The 16,971-nt window shown below is 64.2% G+C and carries 16 protein-coding genes; 10 read left to right on the top strand and 6 right to left on the bottom strand.

Going from position 1 to position 16,971, the window contains the following annotated elements:
* Positions 1-55 precede the first annotated feature (55 nt).
* The 6 genes from ACFTOW_RS09725 (at position 56) to ACFTOW_RS09700 (ending at position 8,333) form a co-directional block, all read left to right on the top strand.
* The gene (locus tag ACFTOW_RS09725) at positions 56-3,022 is read left to right on the top strand and encodes a 2-oxoglutarate dehydrogenase E1 component (protein WP_379915084.1); all 2,967 of its coding nucleotides are present in this window, start codon (positions 56-58) and stop codon (positions 3,020-3,022) included.
* Between the two features lie 4 nt (positions 3,023-3,026).
* Positions 3,027-4,580: a 2-oxoglutarate dehydrogenase complex dihydrolipoyllysine-residue succinyltransferase gene (gene odhB, locus ACFTOW_RS09720; protein WP_379915082.1), complete on the top strand. Its 1,554-nt coding sequence runs from the start codon at positions 3,027-3,029 to the stop codon at positions 4,578-4,580.
* Positions 4,581-4,669: 89 nt separating this feature from the next.
* Positions 4,670-5,641: a glycosyltransferase family 2 protein gene (locus ACFTOW_RS09715; protein ID WP_379915080.1), complete on the top strand. Its 972-nt coding sequence runs from the start codon at positions 4,670-4,672 to the stop codon at positions 5,639-5,641.
* Positions 5,638-6,027 (top strand): MAPEG family protein, encoded by a 390-nt coding sequence (locus ACFTOW_RS09710; RefSeq protein WP_379915078.1) that lies wholly within the window; start codon positions 5,638-5,640, stop codon positions 6,025-6,027. The genes ACFTOW_RS09715 and ACFTOW_RS09710 overlap by 4 nt, the downstream gene beginning before the upstream one ends.
* Before the next feature lie 95 nt (positions 6,028-6,122).
* Complete coding sequence (gene lpdA / locus ACFTOW_RS09705; protein WP_379915076.1) at positions 6,123-7,511, top strand: dihydrolipoyl dehydrogenase; 1,389 nt, start codon at positions 6,123-6,125, stop codon at positions 7,509-7,511.
* A 15-nt stretch (positions 7,512-7,526) separates the two neighbouring features.
* Positions 7,527-8,333, top strand: a complete 807-nt coding sequence (locus ACFTOW_RS09700; protein WP_379915074.1) for a glycosyltransferase family 2 protein — start codon at positions 7,527-7,529, stop codon at positions 8,331-8,333.
* 4 nt (positions 8,334-8,337) lie between these two features.
* On the opposite strand, the gene ACFTOW_RS09695 is transcribed toward ACFTOW_RS09700, so the two are convergent.
* The 3 genes from ACFTOW_RS09695 to ACFTOW_RS09685 are packed head-to-tail and all read right to left on the bottom strand — an operon-like array spanning position 8,338 to position 10,648.
* A complete protein-coding gene (locus tag ACFTOW_RS09695) occupies positions 8,338-9,066 on the bottom strand; it encodes a lysophospholipid acyltransferase family protein (protein ID WP_379915185.1) in 729 nt (242 codons plus the stop codon).
* Positions 9,066-9,935: a cell division protein FtsX gene (locus ACFTOW_RS09690; protein ID WP_379915183.1), complete on the bottom strand. Its 870-nt coding sequence runs from the start codon at positions 9,933-9,935 to the stop codon at positions 9,066-9,068. Before ACFTOW_RS09690 ends, ACFTOW_RS09695 begins: the two co-directional genes overlap by 1 nt.
* A gap of 35 nt (positions 9,936-9,970) precedes the next feature.
* Positions 9,971-10,648, bottom strand: coding sequence for a cell division ATP-binding protein FtsE (locus ACFTOW_RS09685; protein WP_379915072.1), 678 nt, complete (start codon positions 10,646-10,648; stop codon positions 9,971-9,973).
* A gap of 161 nt (positions 10,649-10,809) precedes the next feature.
* Here ACFTOW_RS09685 and ACFTOW_RS09680 point away from each other — a divergent pair, with 161 nt between their 5' ends.
* From ACFTOW_RS09680 to ureG, 4 genes are all read left to right on the top strand, one after another.
* Positions 10,810-11,883 carry a zinc-ribbon domain-containing protein gene (locus ACFTOW_RS09680; protein ID WP_379915070.1) on the top strand — a complete coding sequence of 358 codons (1,074 nt, stop codon included), beginning with the start codon at positions 10,810-10,812 and terminating at the stop codon, positions 11,881-11,883.
* Positions 11,884-12,179: 296 nt separating this feature from the next.
* On the top strand, positions 12,180-12,665 hold the full coding sequence (locus ACFTOW_RS09675) for an urease accessory protein UreE (protein WP_379915068.1): 486 nt from the start codon (positions 12,180-12,182) through the stop codon (positions 12,663-12,665).
* Complete coding sequence (locus tag ACFTOW_RS09670) at positions 12,655-13,293, top strand: urease accessory protein UreF (protein ID WP_379915066.1); 639 nt, start codon at positions 12,655-12,657, stop codon at positions 13,291-13,293. Before ACFTOW_RS09675 ends, ACFTOW_RS09670 begins: the two co-directional genes overlap by 11 nt.
* Positions 13,290-13,922, top strand: a complete 633-nt coding sequence (gene ureG, locus ACFTOW_RS09665) for an urease accessory protein UreG (RefSeq protein WP_379915064.1) — start codon at positions 13,290-13,292, stop codon at positions 13,920-13,922. Before ACFTOW_RS09670 ends, ureG begins: the two co-directional genes overlap by 4 nt.
* Positions 13,923-13,973: 51 nt before the next feature.
* On the opposite strand, the gene ACFTOW_RS09660 is transcribed toward ureG, so the two are convergent.
* The 3 genes from ACFTOW_RS09660 to ACFTOW_RS09650 are packed head-to-tail and all read right to left on the bottom strand — an operon-like array spanning position 13,974 to position 16,866.
* Positions 13,974-15,287, bottom strand: a complete 1,314-nt coding sequence (locus ACFTOW_RS09660) for a TRAP transporter large permease (protein ID WP_379915062.1) — start codon at positions 15,285-15,287, stop codon at positions 13,974-13,976.
* The gene (locus ACFTOW_RS09655; RefSeq protein WP_379915060.1) at positions 15,280-15,789 is read right to left on the bottom strand and encodes a TRAP transporter small permease; all 510 of its coding nucleotides are present in this window, start codon (positions 15,787-15,789) and stop codon (positions 15,280-15,282) included. Before ACFTOW_RS09655 ends, ACFTOW_RS09660 begins: the two co-directional genes overlap by 8 nt.
* 57 nt (positions 15,790-15,846) lie before the next feature.
* Positions 15,847-16,866 (bottom strand): TRAP transporter substrate-binding protein, encoded by a 1,020-nt coding sequence (locus ACFTOW_RS09650; RefSeq protein ID WP_379915058.1) that lies wholly within the window; start codon positions 16,864-16,866, stop codon positions 15,847-15,849.
* Positions 16,867-16,971: the final 105 nt, after the last annotated feature.

Here is a 16,971-nt window from a genome sequence, read left to right as displayed (position 1 = left end):
AGCCTATTGTGGCTTTCCCTCCTGCTGCTCAGGATCGGTCGAAAGGACGCGCAAGATGACGGATCAAAGCCCGAACGATACTTTTCATGCCTCCAGCTTCATGCAGGGGCACAACGCGGAATATCTTGAACAGATGTATGCCCGCTATGCCGATGACCCGGGTTCGGTCGATGGCAGCTGGGCCGAGTTCTTTCGCGCCCTGGGCGACACCGATGCCGAGGTCAAGCGCGAGGCGGCAGGGCCGTCCTGGGCGCGGGCCGACTGGCCGCCGGTGCCCGCCGATGACCTGACCAGCGCGCTGACCGGCGAGTGGCCGGCCGCCGCAACCGAGATGAAGGGCGCGGGCGACAAGATCAAGGACAAGGCCGAAAGCCGCGGCGTGAAACTGACCGATGATCAGGTGCAGCGCGCGGTACTGGACTCCATCCGCGCGCTGATGCTGATCCGCGCCTACCGCATTCGGGGCCATCTGGCCGCCGACCTGGACCCGCTGGGCATGCGCGACGAGGTCAACCACCCCGAGCTTGAGCCAAAGACCTATGGCTTTACCGAAGCGGACATGGACCGCCCGATCTTTCTGGACAATGTTCTGGGCCTTCAGATCGCGCCGATGCGCCAGATCGTCGAGATCGTCAAGCGGACCTATTGCGGCACCTTTGCCCTGCAATACATGCATATTTCCGACCCCGAGCAGGCCGGCTGGCTGAAGGAACGGATCGAAGGTTTCGGCAAGGAAATCGCCTTTACCAAGAACGGGCGCAAGGCGATCCTGAACAAGCTGGTCGAGGCCGAAGGCTTCGAGAAGTTCCTGCATGTGAAATACATGGGCACCAAGCGGTTCGGCCTGGATGGCGGCGAGGCGCTGATCCCCGCGATGGAGCAGATCATCAAGCGGGGCGGTAACCTGGGCGTCAAGGAAATCGTCATCGGCATGCCGCACCGGGGACGGTTGAGCGTGCTGGCGAACGTGATGAGCAAACCCTACCGGGCGGTTTTCAACGAATTCCAGGGCGGCAGCTTCAAGCCCGAGGATGTGGATGGCTCGGGCGATGTGAAGTATCACCTTGGTGCCTCCAGCGACCGCGAGTTCGACGGCAACACCGTGCACCTGTCGCTGACCGCCAACCCCAGCCATCTTGAGGCGGTGAACCCCGTCGTTCTGGGCAAGGCGCGCGCCAAGCAGGACCAGTTGGGTGACCCCAGCCGCATCGGCGTTCTGCCGGTGCTGCTGCATGGCGATGCGGCCTTTGCCGGGCAGGGCGTGGTGGCAGAGTGTTTCGGCCTGTCGGGGCTGCGCGGGCATCGCACCGGCGGCACGATCCATATCGTGGTGAACAACCAGATCGGCTTTACCACGGCGCCGCATTTCAGCCGCTCCAGCCCCTATCCCACGGATATCGCGCTGATGGTCGAGGCGCCGATTTTCCATGTGAACGGCGATGACCCCGAGGCCGTGGTGCATGCCGCCAAGGTCGCCACCGAGTTCCGCCAGAAGTTCCACAAGGATGTGGTGATCGACATCTTCTGCTACCGCCGCTTCGGTCACAACGAAGGCGACGAGCCGATGTTCACCAACCCCTTGATGTACAAGAAGATCAAGGGCCACAAGACGACGCTGGCGCTGTATACGGACCGGCTGGTGCAGGACGGTCTGATCCCCGAGGGCGAGATCGAGGACATGAAGGCCGCGTTCCAGTCCCACCTGAACGAGGAGTTCGAGGCCGGCAAGGATTACAAACCCAACAAGGCCGACTGGCTGGACGGGCGCTGGTCGCATCTGGATCGCCAGAAGCAGGGCAAGTATCAGCGCGGCAAGACCGCGATCAAGCCCGAGACGCTGGCAGATATCGGCCGTGCGCTGACCACCGCGCCCGACGGCTTTGCCACCCACAAGACCGTGCAACGCCTGCTGGACACGCGCGGGCAGATGTTCGAGACCGGCGAAGGGTTCGACTGGGCCACCGGCGAGGCCATCGCCTTTGGCAGCTTGCTGACCGAAGGCTACCCCGTGCGCCTGTCCGGGCAGGACAGCACCCGCGGCACCTTCAGTCAGCGCCACTCGGCGTTGATCAATCAGGACACCGAGGAACGGTATCACCCGCTCAACAACATCCGGGCCGGGCAGGCGCAGTACGAGGTCATCGACTCGATGCTGTCGGAATATGCGGTTCTGGGTTTCGAATATGGCTACAGCCTGGCCGAACCCAACGCGCTGACCCTGTGGGAGGCGCAGTTCGGCGATTTCGCCAACGGGGCGCAAATCATGTTCGACCAGTTCATCAGCTCGGGCGAAAGCAAATGGCTGCGGATGTCGGGCTTGGTGTGCCTGCTGCCGCACGGCTATGAAGGGCAGGGGCCGGAACACTCCAGCGCCCGTCTGGAACGGTTCTTGCAGCAATGCGGGCAGGACAACTGGATCGTGGCCAATTGCACCACGCCGGCCAACTATTTCCACATCCTGCGCCGGCAGCTGCATCGCAGCTTCCGCAAGCCGCTGATCATGATGACGCCGAAATCGCTGCTGCGCCACAAGATGGCGGTCAGCAAGGCCAGCGAATTCACCACCGGCTCCAGCTTTCACCGGGTGCTGTGGGACGATGCGCAATACGGCAACTCCGACACCAAGCTGGTGGCCGATGACAAGATCAAGCGCGTGGTCCTGTGCTCGGGCAAGGTCTATTACGACCTGCTGGAGGAACGCGATGCGCGCGGCATCGACGATGTCTATCTGCTGCGCATCGAACAGTTCTATCCCTTCCCGGCGCAATCGCTGGTGAAAGAGCTTGAGCGGTTCAAGGGGGCCGAGGTGGTCTGGTGTCAGGAAGAGCCGAAAAACCAGGGCGCATGGACCTTTATCGAACCGAACATCGAATGGGTGCTGGGCAGGATCAAGGCCAAGCATGCGCGCCCCCGCTATGTGGGCCGCACGGCCAGCGCCTCGCCTGCGACAGGTCTGGCCCGGGCGCACAAGGAACAACAACAGGCGCTGGTTGACGAAGCGCTGACCATCGAAGGGAAATAACCCCATGACCATTGAAGTGCGCGTTCCCACGCTTGGCGAATCCGTGACCGAGGCGACGATTGCCACCTGGTTCAAGAAACCCGGTGACACGGTCGCGGCCGACGAAATGCTGTGCGAACTGGAAACCGACAAGGTCACGGTCGAGGTGCCCAGCCCATCCGCAGGCACGCTGGCCGAGATCGTCGCGGCCGAGGGCGAGACGGTCGGTGTCGATGCTCTTCTGGCCACGATTTCCGAAGGCGAAGGGGCCTCTGCCGCACCCAAGGACGATGCCCCCAAAAAGGCGCAGGTCAAATCCGATGACGGCGATGCGCCCGCTGCCAAAAGCGGCTCGGGTGACGAGGTCAAGGTGATGGTGCCGTCGCTGGGCGAATCCGTGTCCGAGGCGACCGTGAGCACCTGGTTCAAGAAGGAAGGCGACAGCGTCGCGCAGGATGAAATGCTGTGCGAGCTGGAAACCGACAAGGTCTCGGTCGAGGTGCCCAGCCCCGCGTCCGGCACCCTGACCAAGATCATCGCCGCCGAAGGCAGCACTGTGGATGCCAGCGCGCAACTGGCCGTGATCAGCAGCGGAGACGCGCCCGCAGCCTCGGCCCCCGCGACCGGACAGGAGGGCTCGCACGGCGAGGCCTACCAGACCCCACCCGCCGGTCAGGGCAGCCGCGATGTCGAGGATGCGCCCGCCGCGAAAAAGGCCATGGCCGAAGCCGGGATCAGCCGCGATCAGGTGCAGGGGTCGGGCCGCGATGGCCGGATCATGAAGGAAGACGTTGCCAAGGCCGTCGCGGCCGCCGGCAAGCCTTCGGCACCCGCCCCGGCCGCCGCAACGCCGCGCGCGCCCGTCGCCGCGCAGGACGCCGAGCGCGAGGAGCGAGTCAAGATGACCCGCCTGCGCCAGACCATCGCCCGCCGTCTGAAGGACGCGCAGAACACGGCCGCCATGCTGACCACCTATAACGAGGTGGACATGGGCGGCGTCATGGACCTGCGCAACGAGTACAAGGACCTGTTCGAGAAAAAGCACGGTGCGCGCCTTGGCTTCATGTCGTTCTTCACCAAGGCCTGCTGCCATGCGTTGAACGAGGTGCCCGAGGTGAACGCCGAGCTCGACGGCACCGACATCGTCTACAAGAACTTCGTCCACATGGGCATCGCGGCGGGTACGCCGCAGGGTCTGGTGGTGCCGGTGATCCGCGACGCCGACCAGAAATCCTTTGCCGAGCTGGAAAAGGAAATCGCCGAAAAGGGCCGCCGCGCCCGCGATGGCAAGCTGAGCATGGCCGAAATGCAGGGCGGCACCTTCACCATCTCCAACGGTGGGGTCTACGGCTCGTTGATGTCCTCGCCCATCCTGAACCCGCCGCAGTCGGGCATTCTGGGCATGCACAAGATCCAGGACCGACCGATGGTGGTGAACGGTGAAATCGTGATCCGCCCGATGATGTATCTGGCGCTGTCCTACGATCACCGCATCGTCGACGGCAAGGGCGCGGTCACCTTCCTTGTGCGGGTGAAAGAGGCGCTGGAAGACCCGCGCCGTCTGCTGATGGACCTGTAGGGCATGGTGGGTTTCACCCACCCTACGCCGATGGTCGAGACCCGGCTTCCCACCTCTGATGGGGTGGGGGCGAAACTGCTGCGATTGTCATGACCAACCCCACCACCGCCCTTGCCGCCTGCATGCGCAACGAAGGCATCTTTGTGCTGGAATGGCTGGCCCATCACGCGGGCCTTGGGTTCGACCGCATCATCGTGGTGACGAATGACTGCACCGACGGCTCGGATGCGCTGCTGGATTATCTGGCGGGGCAGGGTGTGCTGACCCATATCCGCCAGACCGTCCCGCCCGGCGCAGCCCCGCAGGACGCGGGCATGGATCATGTTCTGCGCCTGTGCCGCCAAGACGGCATCAGCCATGTTTTGCATATCGACAGCGACGAATTCCTGTTGCTTGAGAGCACGCTGGCCGATCTGCATGCCCGCACCGCCGAGGCCGATGTCGTACCGATCGCATGGCGCATGTTCGGCGACAGCGGCCTGACGGGCTGGACCCCGGGTGATAACGTGACCGAGCGCAACACGCAGGCCGAACCGGGCGCGCAGCCGGGTGTGACAAAGTTCAAATGCCTGTTCCGTGTCGCCAGCTTTGCCCGTGCCACCGATCACAACCCCCGCGAGCCGCTGGTTGGCGACCCCCAAGTGCGCAGCCCCGATGGCGCGGCCCTGTTCAACGTGTCGCTCGCGCAGGCAAAGTCCAGCCGCTTTCGTCCGCATGACCTGGCTTGCGCCGCCACATCCGCGCGGCTGAACCACTATGCCATCCGGTCGCAGGACATCTTCCTGATGAAGAACGACCGCGGCGACGGGCAAGGCAAGACCGGCGAGACCAAGTATCACCTCGGCTCGAACTGGCACCGTACGGCCAACCGCAACGACGTGGCGGACGCCAGCATGGCACCCTACCTGCCAGCCATCCGGGCGCGTCTGGCCGAATGGCGCGCCGATCCCGCCCTTGCCGCGCTGGAACGCGCCTGCCAGGACTGGTTCATTGCTCGCCGGGCTGCCATCCTGACACCGCAAACCCGCGCGGCCTGGACCCGCAGAAAGGCCATGACATGACCGCAGAACTGACCGCCCTGACCCTTGCCGCCTTGTTGCAGGCGCTGCAATTCGCCGCCTATTCCGTGACTGCCAACATGCAGGTCGGCCCGAAATACGCCATGGGCCCGCGCGACACCCCACGCCAGTTGACCGGGCTGGCGGGGCGGTTGCAGCGCGCCATGAACAACCATTTCGAGGGGCTGATCCTGTTCACCATTGCCGTGCTGGTTGTCACCTTGTCGGACCAGTCCACCGCCGTCACCCAGATGGCCGCCTGGATTTATCTGGCCGCTCGTGTGCTTTACGTCCCCGCCTATGCGCTGGGCCTGTCGCCCTGGCGGTCGTTGATCTGGATGGTGGGGTTCTTTGCCACCATCGCAATTCTTATTGTGGCGCTGCTGTGATTTCCTCTCTCCACAAATATCCTGGGGGTGAATTGGGCCCACGGCCCAAGAGGGGGCAACGCCCCCTGACCCTGCCCAACAAAAGGACCTGACCCATGGCTTCTTACGACGTGATCATCATCGGCTCCGGCCCTGGCGGCTATGTCGCCGCCATCCGCTGCGCGCAGCTTGGCCTGAAAACCGCCTGCGTCGAGGGGCGCGAAACTTTGGGCGGCACCTGCCTGAACATCGGCTGCATCCCGTCCAAGGCGCTGCTGCATGCCAGCCACCAGCTGCACGAGGCCGAGCATAATTTCGCCAAGATGGGCCTCAAGGGCAAATCGCCTTCGGTCGACTGGAAACAGATGCTGGCCTACAAGGACGACGTGATCGGGCAGAACACCAAGGGCATCGAATTCCTGTTCAAGAAGAACAAGATCGACTGGTTGAAAGGCTGGGGCAGCATCCCCGAAGCAGGCAAGGTCAAGGTCGGAGACGAGGTGCACGAGGCCAAGAGCATCATCATCGCCACCGGGTCCGAACCCTCGGCCCTGCCCGGGGTCGAGATCGACGAGAAAGTGGTCGTCACGTCCGAAGGCGCGCTGGAACTGTCCAAGATCCCCAAGAAGATGGTGGTGATCGGTGCGGGCGTCATCGGGCTGGAACTGGGCAGCGTCTATGCCCGTCTGGGGGCCGAGGTGCAGGTGATCGAATACCTCGATCACATCACCCCCGGCATGGATGCCGAGGTCGCGAAAACCTTTCAGAAACTGCTGACAAAGCAGGGGCTGACCTTCACGCTGGGCGCCGCTGTTCAAGGCGTCGAGGCGATGAAGACCAAGGCCAAGGTCACCTACAAGCTGCGCAAGGACGACAGCGAGCATGTGATGGATGCCGATGTGGTTCTGGTTGCGACGGGTCGCAAACCCTATACCGATGGGCTGGGTCTGGCTGATCTGGGGGTCGAGATGACGGATCGCGGCCAGATCAGGACCGACGATCACTGGGCCACCAACATCAAGGGCATCTATGCCATCGGCGACGCCATCGCAGGCCAAATGTTGGCCCACAAGGCCGAGGATGAGGGCATGGCCGCCGCTTCGGTGATCGCGGGAAAGCATGGTCATGTGAACTATGGCGTGATCCCCGGCGTGATCTACACCCACCCCGAGGTCGCTTCGGTCGGCAAGACCGAGGAAGAGTTGAAGGACGCGGGCCACGCCTACAAGGTCGGCAAGTTCTCCTTCATGGGCAATGGCCGGGCCAAGGCGAATTTCGCCGCCGACGGCTTTGTGAAAATCCTTGCCGACAAGGAAACCGACCGGATCCTGGGCGCGCATATCATCGGTCCGATGGCGGGCGACCTGATCCACGAGATCTGCGTTGCGATGGAATTCGGCGCATCGGCCGAGGATCTGGCCCTGACCTGTCACGCCCACCCGACCTATTCCGAGGCGGTGCGCGAGGCTGCATTGGCCTGCGGGGACGGCGCGATCCACGCCTGATCGCGGTCGCAGGACATGCCACGCGTTTCGGTCATCATCCCGGCCTATCGGGCCGGGGAAACCCTGCCTGCCGCGCTTGCCTCGGTTGCGGCAGGTGGGGTGCAGGCCGATATGGTCGAGGTCGTCATCGCGCCGGATGATGGCCACGACTATGCCGATCTGCCCGACCACGGGCTGACGATCCGCCGCTGCGCCACGCATCACATGGCCACGGGTGCCGGCCCCGCCCGCAACCGGGCCATTGCTGCCGCACGCGGTGATATCCTTGCGTTTCTGGATGCCGATGATCTCTGGGCGCCGGGCTATCTGGCGGCCCTTGTGCCGCTCGCGGAAACCCATGGCGCGGCCTTTGGTCGGACCGGCATCCTGCGTGGGGAAACCAAGGTGCTGGACCTGCCCGCCCCGGGCCAGACGCGGCTGGCCATTGCCGATTTCGCCTGCGGTGCCAGCTTTCATCCGGTGTTGCGTCGCGATCTGGCCGGGCCGTTCCGCGATCGCCCGTCACAGGACGTGCTGCACGCGATCGAGGTTCTGTCGCTGCTTGGCGGCTCGGCGCCCTTGGGCGAGGCGAGGTATCTGCTGCATCTCAACACCATCAGCGCCACCGCCGACCGCAGTTTTGCCGCGCGTGTGCAAAAGTCCTATCACGATCAGATCCGGGCGATGGAAACAGGCCAGACCCGCATCCGCCCTTGCGACTATGCATCGGCCCGCGCCACATTGTTGGCCAAGGCCGGGCTGAACCGCGCCTACATGCGCGCGCCGGGCAGTGGCCAGTTCTATGATTTCCTGCGCACCCGGCAGCCTGCCTTGTCCGATTGACGCCTCAGCCCTTGGGCACAAAACCCGCCTCGGCCATCAAACGGTCACTGGCGGCTTCCACCTCGATTTCGAGGTGCTGCATGAAATCATTGCGCGACATGCCCGGCTCGATCCGGGGCAGGAACTCGACCACCGCCAAACCCGGTTTGCGCAACACCCCCGATCGCGGCCAGAACAGCCCGGCGTTGGTTGCGGCCGGAACGCAAGGCTGGCCCAACTGCTGATACAGCACCGCCGTGCCCACCTTGTAGGGCGCGCGCACGCCCGGTTTCACCCGCGTGCCCTGCGAATAGATGATCAACTGTCCGGGCTGGGCGCGGCCCTTTTCGACATCCTCGATCATCCGCGCAATCGCCGCGCCGCGCTTGCCGCGATCGACCGGCACGCAGCCCAGCCGCCATGCGAACAGCCCGATCACCGGCGTCCACAGCAGCTCGCGCTTCATGATGAACTTGGCGGTGGGCGCATAGAGAAAGATGATCAGGATATCCATGAAACTTTGATGCTTGGCCGCGATCAGCACCTCGTCGGTGGGCACCTCGCCGCGCACCTCGTGGCGCAGGCCCAGAAACCAGCCCGCCAGCCACAGGGTATGGCGCGCATAGGTGCGGCAGGCCATGCGCGCGCCCATCGGCTGTACCGCCGCCCAGGGCAGGAACACCAGCCCCAGCACCACCATGGCCAGATAGATATAGATCAGGAATATCAGCGATTTGATCCACTGCACGATCATCATGGCAATTCTTTCAAGGTCCGGCTTGCGGCAAGGTGCGTGGCGACAAAGGCGACCATGCCTGCCAGGGGCGGCACGATGAAGGGCCAAAGCCAGCCCCAGCCCTGAAACCCCAGGCCGGTCAGAAATCCGCCCGCATCCTGCGCCGCCGGCAACAGCATCAGCGCACCAACCCCCGCAACCACACCCAGCCCCGCGCCCGCCAGCGCGCGCAGGGTGAACCGGCGCACGAAGGCCTTGGCGATATAGCGATCCCGCGCGCCGACCAGCCGCAGCACGGCGATCACCTGCGCGTTGGCGGCAAGGGCTGCATTGGCGGCCAGCGTGATCATTGCGGCCATTGCACCGAAGATCAGCACGATCGACACCCAGCCCAGCAGGCGTAACCGCTCGGCCGCGCTGACAAGTGGTCGCCGCCAGCGGGTGTGATCATCCAGCACCGCGCCCGGCACCTCGGCCGACAGCCGCAGGCGCAGGCCCTGCGCGTCATACCCTTCGGCGGTTTCAAGCACCTCGATCAGTTGTGGAATCGGCAGGGTTTCCACCGGCAGGTCGGGGCCGAACCAGGGCTCCAGCAGGGCGCGCTGTTCCTCGTCTGTCAGGGCGCGGGCGCTGGCCACGCCGGGGGTCTGCTCCAGCACGCGCAGCGCGGCCTGGGTCTGCGCCCCGATCTGATCCGCCGGGGCCGAAATCCGCAAGGTGGATGACCGCGCCAGCTCGTCGCTCCAGCGATCCGCCATCCGCCCGGTGGCCACCGACAGGGCCAGCGCGAACACGGCCAGAAACGCCATCGCGGCGGCGCTCAGCAACGTCAGCCTTGCGGTGATGCCGGTGGGCGGAACCATCCGGTCGGCCTGCACATCGCCCATGATGAAATCGCTGATCTGGCTGAAATCAGGGCGCTTCACAGGTCCGCCCCCGCAAGTTGCAGCCGCCGGCCCGCGATGCGCAGCACCCGGGCCTGCACCTGCCCCTTGGCTGCGCGGATCAGGTTCATGTCATGGGTGGCGATCATGATCGTCTTGCCCATGCGGTTCAGTTCGACCAGCAGTTGCAGCAGGCGCTGCGACATTTCCCAGTCGATGTTGCCGGTGGGTTCATCGGCCAGGATCACATCGGGCGACATGATCACCGCCCGCGCCAGCGCCGCACGCTGCCGCTCGCCCCCCGACAACTCGGGCGGCAAGGCATCTGCGCGGGCCTTCAGCCCGACCCATGACAGCAATTCGCGCAGGTTCACGGTTTCATCCAGCGTGTCGCGCCCTGACACGGTCAACGGCAGAGCCACGTTATCGGCCACGGGCAGATGGTCGAGGAACTTCACATCCTGGTGCACCACCCCGATCCGACGTCGCGCCAGCGCGATGTCATCGCGATCCATCCCGCGCACATCCGTACCGAACAGCCGCACCTGTCCTGCCGTAGGCGTCAGCGCGGCGTAGCAGAGTTTGAGGAACGTGGTCTTGCCCGCACCCGATGGCCCGGTGAGAAAGTGGAAAGACCCCGGGGCAAGCTGCAACGAAATATCGCTCAGCAACTCTCCCCCGCCATAGCTCATGGCCACGTTTTCCAGCTCGATCACGCGCAAGCCTCCTGTTTCAGGGTGTTCTGCCGCAGGCAGGCGCAACATGCAATCGCGATGCGAAGGGGGCCGGGGCCGGTTTACGCTTTTCCGACAGCGTTTTGCCCCATATAGTACCCGACAAGGCAGAAAGCCGTGTGAACGGGGCAGAGGGGGCAGGAATGAGACTGGTTTGCCCGAATTGCGGTGCGCAATACGAGGTTCCTGACGACGTGATCCCGCAAGCGGGGCGCGATGTGCAATGCTCGAACTGCGGAAACACCTGGTTTCAGGTCCATCCGGATCAGGACCAGGAGCTTGCGGATGAACTGGAAGAGCCCCTCGACGAGGACCTGGGCTATGGCAATGAGGGGCCCGAACCTGCGACCGAGGCTGCCCCTGTTCCAGATGGACCCACGCCTGAACCGCAAGCGATACAAGCCCCCGAACCTGAGCCCGAGTCCGAGGAGTGGCCTGCCACCGATCCCGTGCCCCCCGTCTGGGACGAGCCCGGCCCGGGCGTGACCGCCGCGCAGATGCCCACGCCCCCGGTCGAGGAATACGAAGACGATTACGAGGCGTGGGACGAAACCCCCGTGCCACCCGCCCCGCCGCCACAAACCGCCGAGCAACGCCGCAGGCTGGATCCGGATCTGGCTGACCTGCTGCGCGAAGAGGCCGAGCGCGAGGCGCGTCAGCGCGCCGCCGACCGTGGCGGGATCGAAAGCCAGCCCGATCTGGGCCTGATGCCAGCCACCGAGGATGAGGCCACCCGCCGCCAGCGCGAGGCGCAAGAGCGCATGGCCCGTCTGCGCGGTGGCGCCCCGGTGCCGCCGACCGATCCCGAAACCAGTGACCCCAGCGCCACCACCGCAGCAACAGCCAGTGCCGCCGCCGCATCGCGCCGCGATCTGCTGCCCGACATCGACGAGATCAACTCGACGCTGCGCTCGACCTCGGATCGCAAGCCGGCGACTGCCGAGGATCATGAACGCCCGAGTCGCGGCGCGGTTGCCAGCCCAACCGATAGACAGACCCGCAGCAGCGGGTTTCGTCGTGGTTTCTTGCTGATGGTTCTGCTGATGGTTCTGGCAATCTGCCTGTACGTCTATGCGCCGCGTCTGGCCGCCGCCGTGCCTGCTTTGCAAGGTGCGCTCGATGCCTATGTCGCGGTGATGAACGACCTGCGCCTGTGGATAGACGCGCGGCTGCGCGACGTTCTGGGGTGGCTTGACAGCATGGCGGGCGAGGGCTGAGCACGGTTTGCGGCGGCCTGCGGGCAAGGTTCGCGACAGAACTCGGCGTCAGCGGTTTGCCCGTTTTTTCAGCAACCCGATATGGAGCAGCGCAGGACCGGGCGGTTTGCAGTTGTGTATGGGCCGACTTTTTCTGACATTCGAAGAACGCGGAGGAACCGGCAAGACCATTGACTTGCCGTTACAAGAAGAGGTTCGGGGTTGCCCTTTATGGTCCAGCACATCGGTCGGCACAGGCGGATTTGCCGTCCAACCTACCCGTTCGCCACATCAGTTAAGGTTTCGGAGGCGTGTTCATGACAGATCTGCCTGTCGTGCAGACCCTGCTGCGGACTGGCCACTGGTCGGGCGCGGCGGATACCGTAACGCTGGATTACGACGCGCGGTTTTTGCGGCGCAAACGGCTGGAAACGGATGGCGGGCTGCCATTTGTGGTGGATCTTGAGGCGACGACCTCGCTCAACCCCGGCGATGCGCTGGAATTTCCGGGTGGCGTGCTAGTGGAAATCCGCGCGGCAAAGGAACCCGTGCTGATCGTCACCGGCCCTGATCTGGCGCGGCTCGCCTGGCATATCGGCAACCGCCACACCCCCTGTCAGGTCGAGGCTGGCCGCCTGCTGATCCAGCGCGACCCTGTTATTGCTCATATGCTGGCACATCTGGAGGCCACGGTGACCGAGGCGACCGAGGCGTTCACCCCCGAAGGCGGGGCCTATGGTCATGGCCGCACCCACGCGCACGCCCATGGTCACAGCGCCCATAGCCACGATCATGCCCACTGACACCCGTCTTCTGACGCTGGCGCAATGGCTATCGCCCAGCTTTCCTATCGGGGCATTTGCCTATTCGCACGGGCTGGAATGGGCGGTGCAGGCCGGGCTGGTGCGGAATGCCGGTGATCTGCAGGGCTGGCTGACCGATCTGCTGACCTGCGGCAGCGGCCGGGCCGATGCGATCTGGGTGTGGCAGGCGATGGCGGGCGGCGATCTGGCGGCGCTGGATGCGCAGGCCCGCGCCTTTGCCGCCAGCGCCGAGCGCCTGCGCGAAGCTGCGCGACAGGGCGCGGCCTTTGCATCCACGGCCAATGCGGTCTGGGGGTTGGATGTGCCGCCGGTGGTTCTGCCGCTGGCGGTGGGCGCGGCTGCGCGGCAGGCGCATATGGCGGGCGGTGATGTGGTGGCGCTTTATGCTCATGCCTTTGCGTCCAACCTGACCGCGGCGGCGATCCGGCTGGTGCCGCTGGGTCAGACCGAGGGGCAGCGCGTGCTGGCGGCCCTGACGCCGATCTGTGCGCAACTGGCGGATGACACACAAGGCACAGGCCCGGACGACATCTATTCCAACTGTTTCCTGTCCGACATCGCGGCGATGCGGCACGAAACCCAAGAGACAAGGTTGTTCCAGTCATGACACGGATGAATGGCCCCCTGCGCATCGGTATCGGCGGCCCGGTGGGGGCGGGCAAGACCACGCTGACCGCAAGACTGGCCGAGGTGCTCAAGGATCGCTTCTCAATCGGGGTGATCACCAACGACATCTACACCCAAGAGGATGCCGAGGCGCTGATGCGGATGCAGATCCTGCCGATGGACCGGATCATCGGCGTGGAAACCGGCGGCTGTCCGCATACGGCCATCCGCGAGGATGCCAGCATAAACCTGGCTGCCGTCGCTGAAATGGTGGGCCGCCATCCCGAGGTGGAAATCGTGCTGATCGAAAGCGGCGGCGACAACCTGTCGGCCACCTTCAGCCCGGAACTGGCCGATCTGACGATCTATGTGATCGACGTGGCCGCAGGCGAGGAGATACCGCGCAAGGGCGGGCCCGCGATCACGAAATCTGACCTTCTGGTGATCAACAAGACCGATCTGGCACCCCATGTGGGCGCGTCGCTGGAGGTGATGGCGCGCGACGCTGCCCGGATGCGCGGCACGCGACCCTTCGTGTTCACGGCCCTGCGCCACGGGCAGGGCGTGGATGCGGTCGTGGCGCAGGTGCTGGATCTTGCCGGGTTGGGTGAACACGCGGCGGCGGGATGACGCGTTTTCCCTGAAAACGCGCCGAAAATCCTTTGAAAGGATTTTCTTGCCCTACATCAGCGACGGCAGGTACAGCACCAGCGCAGGCACGGCCAGCAGCAGTGCCAGCCGCACGATATCCATCAGCCAGAACGGCGTGACACCGCGAAAGATCGTGCCCGTTGTCACATCGCCGACCACACCCTTTAGCACATAGACGTTCAGCCCCACAGGCGGTGTGATCAAGCTTATCTCGGTCACCACGACAACGATGATCCCGAACCAGACCGGATCGAACCCCAGCCCGGTGACCAGCGGGAAAAAGATCGGCACGGTCAGCAACAGCATCGACAGGCTCTCGAACACGCAGCCCAAGACGATATAGATCAGGATGATCACCGCCATCACCATCCAGGGGGCCAGGCCCAGATCCTCGACCATGCCGCGCAATGCTTCGGGCAGGCCCGCGATATTGACGAAGTTCGAGAAAATCCACGCCCCGATCAGCACCGCGAACAGCGAGGCTGTGGTCATCGTGGTTTCCTCGAGCACCTCGCGCACATCGGAAAACGACAGGCTGCCGCGCAGCAGGGCGATCAGAAACGCCCCCATGGCCCCCATGCCTGCCGCTTCGGTCGGCGAGAATGTCAGGTAAATCGGCCAGAAATCGAGGATGCCATACAGACCCCCGATCACCAGCCCGAACAGCAGCAGAACCGCCCAGACGCCCTTGATCGCCTTCCAGCGCCCTGCCCAGTCGGTGCGCATGCCCGCTGGCCCCGCGTCGGGATTGCGGGCCACCGTGATGCGTACGGCGATCAGGTAGAACAGGATGCCCAGCATGCCGGGAATGATCCCCGCGATGAACAACTGCCCGATCGAGGTTTCGGTCAGGATGCCATAGATCACAAGGATCACCGATGGCGGGATCAGGATGCCCAGCGTGCCCCCCGCCGCGATCGAGGCTGTGGACAGGCTGTCGGCATAGCCGAACTTGCGCATCTCGGGCATGGCGACCTTTGACATGGTCGCTGCCGTGGCAAGGGACGAGCCGCTGATGGCCGCGAACCCGCCGCAGGCAACGATCGTGGCCATCGCCAGCCCGCCGCGCATATGGCCCAGAAAGGCGTTCGACACGGCATAAAGCTCGCGCGAGATGCCGCCCTTGTTCACGAACAGCCCCATCAGGATGAACAGCGGCACCACCGACAGACCGTAATCCTGACTGGTGTCGATGATCAGCCGCGCGGCCATCGACACCGCCCCGCGCCAACTGGTTTCGATCATGTAGCCGACAAGGCCCACCAGCCCCATGGCAAAGGCGATGGGCATGCGCAGCAGGACCAGCACCAGAACGGTGCCGAAGCCGATAAGCGATTCAATCATTGCGGATCAGGTCCAGTTTTGAAGGAGCAAACAGGATCATCGCGCCCCGCAGCACCAGCACAAGTGCAGTGGTAAAGCTGAGGATGGCGATGAACCAGCCGATGTAGAATGTCGGAATATCAAGGTATTCGGTGCGGTCGCCGTAGCTCTGGGCGCGCTGCGCCAGCACCACCACCTGAGCGGAGGGATAGTACAGCATCACCCCGCAGACGATGTTCACGATCCCGTCGCGCAGGCGCACCAGCCGCAACCGGGCAAACAGCGGGTCCAGAAGGTCAACGGCGATATGCTGACCACGCGCCGACAGCAGCGGTAGCGCGGAGAACACGATCACCGCGATGGCGATGCGGGTCAGTTCCGTCGCGGCCTCGATCGGGGCGTTGAAGGTGGACCGCAGGATCACATCGCAAAATGTCAGCACCATCAGCCCGAACAGGGCAACAGAGGCAACAAGGATGGGAAGAACGGCGGCCAGCTTGGCAATCGGTTTGAGCAGGGTCATGCAGGCGGCCCGGAGTTGGGGAAAGGGCCGCGCGTGGCACGGCCCTTTCGTATTGCATTACATCGAGGATTCTTTGGCCATCTCGGCCTTGACCATCTCATGCGCGGCCTGCGCATCGATGCCTGCGGCCTCGATCTCGGCCAGGATCTTGTCGCGCACCCGGGCGGCCATTTCGGCGAACTTCGCCTGATCCTCTTCCGAGGCGGTGACGATGGTGTTGTCCTCGGCGGCTTCGGTCTCGGCGCGGGCGCGCTCGTCGCTGGCGTCCCATGCCTTGCCCATCATCCGGCTGAAGGGTTCGCCGAACACGTTGTCCTCAAGCGCCTTTTGCGCGGATTCGGGCAGGGCGTCGAACTTCTCCTGGCTCATCAGAACGGCGAAAGACCCGCGGTAGAACCCGCCGGGGATTTCATAGACGTTCTTGGCAACCTCGTTCAGCTTGAAGCTGGTCCGCTCGCCCATGTTCATGGCGACGCCATCAGCGGCCCCGCTGTCAAGCGTTTCATAGACCTTGGGCGCGGGCACCTGGATGCCGATCAGGCCCAGTTCTGCCGCGACATCCGCCGAAACACCACCGCCCAGACGGGTTTTCAGGCCGTTGAGTTCGTCCAGCGTGGTCACCGCCTTGTTCGAGTGGATCTGCCCCGGGCCATGGGTCGACAGGCCGATCAGCTTGACGCCGCGATGCTCGTCAAGCTGGTCGAGGAATGCCTCCTGCACGCGCCAGTAGGCAACCGATGCGGCCTCGGCGCTGCCTTCGTAGCCCGGCAGCTCGATCAGCTTGGTGCCGACAAAACGGCCCGGCTGGTAGCCGTGAAAGATGATCGTCATGTCGGCCGCGCCGTCCATGACCAGGTCCATCTGTGCCGGCGGGGGTGCCAGACCCAGTTTCAATTCGCCGGTCACTTCGCCGTCTGTTGCCTCTTCCATCATGTCGATCAGGCCTTCCAGCATGTCGACGTTGATCGGATGGCTGGGCGGCAACCAGCTGGAAATAATCAGGTTTTCCTTGGCATAGCTGGCCGTGGCTGCCACCACGGCAATGGCCGCGCTGGCCATAAGCTGGGTCAGTTTCATTCTGTTTCCTCCCTGTTGGCGTGCCGGATCGCTTGCGCCCGGCAATTATATGCAATTTCATATATCCACAGAATCACTGGTTTGTGAACCTGTATTCTGCAAAGC

It is taken from the genome of Lacimonas salitolerans (assembly GCF_042677865.1).
GTDB lineage: Bacteria > Pseudomonadota > Alphaproteobacteria > Rhodobacterales > Rhodobacteraceae > Lutimaribacter > Lutimaribacter salitolerans.
The sequence above is the reverse complement of the archived record's forward strand: the minus strand, read 5'-3'. Positions and strand labels throughout refer to the sequence as shown.

Coding starts and splice junctions, on each gene's coding strand:
- ACFTOW_RS09725 (WP_379915084.1), top strand. CDS start 56: ATGACGGATCAAAGCCCGAACGATACTTTTCATGCCTCCAGCTTCATG.
- odhB (WP_379915082.1), top strand. CDS start 3,027: ATGACCATTGAAGTGCGCGTTCCCACGCTTGGCGAATCCGTGACCGAG.
- ACFTOW_RS09715 (WP_379915080.1), top strand. CDS start 4,670: ATGACCAACCCCACCACCGCCCTTGCCGCCTGCATGCGCAACGAAGGC.
- ACFTOW_RS09710 (WP_379915078.1), top strand. CDS start 5,638: ATGACCGCAGAACTGACCGCCCTGACCCTTGCCGCCTTGTTGCAGGCG.
- lpdA (WP_379915076.1), top strand. CDS start 6,123: ATGGCTTCTTACGACGTGATCATCATCGGCTCCGGCCCTGGCGGCTAT.
- ACFTOW_RS09700 (WP_379915074.1), top strand. CDS start 7,527: ATGCCACGCGTTTCGGTCATCATCCCGGCCTATCGGGCCGGGGAAACC.
- ACFTOW_RS09695 (WP_379915185.1), bottom strand. CDS start 9,066: ATGATCGTGCAGTGGATCAAATCGCTGATATTCCTGATCTATATCTAT.
- ACFTOW_RS09690 (WP_379915183.1), bottom strand. CDS start 9,935: ATGGGCGATGTGCAGGCCGACCGGATGGTTCCGCCCACCGGCATCACC.
- ACFTOW_RS09680 (WP_379915070.1), top strand. CDS start 10,810: ATGAGACTGGTTTGCCCGAATTGCGGTGCGCAATACGAGGTTCCTGAC.
- ACFTOW_RS09675 (WP_379915068.1), top strand. CDS start 12,180: ATGACAGATCTGCCTGTCGTGCAGACCCTGCTGCGGACTGGCCACTGG.
- ACFTOW_RS09670 (WP_379915066.1), top strand. CDS start 12,655: ATGCCCACTGACACCCGTCTTCTGACGCTGGCGCAATGGCTATCGCCC.
- ureG (WP_379915064.1), top strand. CDS start 13,290: ATGACACGGATGAATGGCCCCCTGCGCATCGGTATCGGCGGCCCGGTG.
- ACFTOW_RS09660 (WP_379915062.1), bottom strand. CDS start 15,287: ATGATTGAATCGCTTATCGGCTTCGGCACCGTTCTGGTGCTGGTCCTG.
- ACFTOW_RS09655 (WP_379915060.1), bottom strand. CDS start 15,789: ATGACCCTGCTCAAACCGATTGCCAAGCTGGCCGCCGTTCTTCCCATC.
- ACFTOW_RS09650 (WP_379915058.1), bottom strand. CDS start 16,866: ATGAAACTGACCCAGCTTATGGCCAGCGCGGCCATTGCCGTGGTGGCA.